Raw genomic sequence first — 1,417 nt, forward strand, 5'->3', positions numbered from 1 at the left:
TGATCCCGCCGACACCGGCGGCGGCCTGCGTGTGCCCGATGTTGGACTTCAGCGCGCCCAGCCACAGCGGGCGCCCCTCCGGCCGCTCCTGGCCGTACGTCGCGAGCAGCGCCTGCGCCTCGATCGGGTCGCCCAGCGTCGTACCGGTCCCGTGGGCCTCCACCGTGTCCACCTCGGCGGCCGACAGGCGGGCGTTCGCCAGCGCCTGCCGGATGACCCGCTGCTGCGAGGGGCCGTTCGGCGCCGTCAGACCGTTGGACGCGCCGTCCTGGTTGACGGCGGAGCCGCGCACGATCGCCAGCACCTGGTGACCGTTGCGCTCCGCGTCGGACAGCCGCTCCACGAGCAGCATGCCCACACCCTCGGACCAGCCCGTACCATCGGCGGCGTCCGCGAACGGCTTGCACCGGCCATCGGGCGCCAGCCCGCGCTGACGGCTGAATTCCACAAAGGCCGCCGGAGTGGCCAGCACGGTCACACCGCCGGCGAGCGCCATGGAGCACTCGCCCTGACGCAGCGACTGGGCGGCCTGGTGCAGGGCGACCAGCGACGACGAGCACGCCGAGTCCACCGTCAAAGCGGGCCCCTCGAGGCCCAAGGTGTAGGAGATTCGACCGGACACGACCGAGGTCGCGTTGCCCGTCAATATCTGCCCTTCCAGGTCCTCCGCGGACTCGTTGGCACCGGCCCCGTAGCCCGAGGTGGCAGCGCCCACGAACACGCCGATCTGGTTGCCGCGCACGGACGTGGGAGCGATACCGGCGCGCTCGAACGCCTCCCAGGACGTCTCCAGCAGCAGCCGCTGCTGGGGATCGATGGCGAGTGCCTCACGCGGCGAGATACCGAAGAACGCCGCGTCGAACTCACCCGCGTCGTGCAGGAAACCGCCCTCGCGCGAGTAGAACGTGCCCGAGTGGTCGGGGTCCGGGTGGTACATCCCATCCACGTCCCATCCACGGTTGGACGGGAAGTCGGAGATCGCGTCGCCGCCGCCGACCACGAGGTTCCACAGATCCTCCGGGCTGCGCACACCGCCCGGGAAGCGGCAACTCATCCCGACGATCGCGATCGGATCGTCGTCGACCGGGGCCGCCACCGCCACCGGCGCGGCCACCGCGCCTCGCGTCCCGAGCACCTCGGCCCGCAGATGGTCCGCCAGGATCGACGCGTTGGGGTAGTCGAAGACCAGCGTCGTCGGCAGCTCCAGCCCGGTCTCCGCCACCAGCCGGTTACGGAACTCCACCGCCGTGAGCGATTCGAAACCCAGCTCCTTGAACGCGCGCTCGGGCTCGACCGTCTCCCCACCGGTGAATCCGAGGACCGCGGCCACGTGGCCACGTACCAGGTTCAGCAGGGTCCGGTCGATCTCGGCCTCGGTCAGCCCCACCAGCCGCTCCCGCAGACCCGCCGCGGCTTC

At 71.4% G+C, this 1,417-nt stretch carries 1 protein-coding gene; it reads right to left on the minus strand.

Annotated elements, in window-relative coordinates; genetic code table 11:
* Positions 1-1,417 (minus strand): type I polyketide synthase (locus tag KN815_RS48845; RefSeq protein ID WP_216348167.1); only part of this gene is annotated, 1,417 nt, incomplete at both ends.

It is taken from the genome of Streptomyces niphimycinicus, from assembly GCF_018883605.1.
Taxonomy (GTDB): Bacteria; Actinomycetota; Actinomycetes; order Streptomycetales; family Streptomycetaceae; genus Streptomyces; species Streptomyces niphimycinicus.